Annotated in this window: 1 protein-coding gene; it reads right to left on the reverse strand. The window is 72.5% G+C overall.

All coding sequences use genetic code 11. The annotated features are described in order from the left end of the window. Positions 1-269 (reverse strand): DPP IV N-terminal domain-containing protein (locus RYX56_RS22630; RefSeq protein WP_317124161.1); only part of this gene is annotated, 269 nt, incomplete at both ends.

A 269-nucleotide genomic window follows, 5' to 3' on the forward strand; every position in this document is an offset into this window, starting at 1 on the left:
GTGCCCGCCCGCTCGTCCGCCCCGAGGAAGCCCGTCACGTCCCACGGCCCGCGCGTGAGCGGGCGCACGAACGTGCCGTCGGCGCGGTAGAGGTAGAGGTGGCGGTAGCCGTCGCGCTCGCTCGTCCACACGAATCCCTGCCCGCTGTCGAGGAAGGTGAGCGTGCCGCCCGTGAGGTCGGTGAAGCCCGTCTCCACCTCGAACCACGCGGGCGTTTGCTCGCGCAGAATCGTCCGCACGGCGAGCGTCGCCGGGTCGCCGTAGAGCAG

This window comes from Alkalihalophilus lindianensis, assembly GCF_032843265.1.
Taxonomy (GTDB): domain Bacteria; phylum Bacillota; class Bacilli; order Bacillales; family Bacillaceae_D; genus Alkalihalophilus; species Alkalihalophilus lindianensis.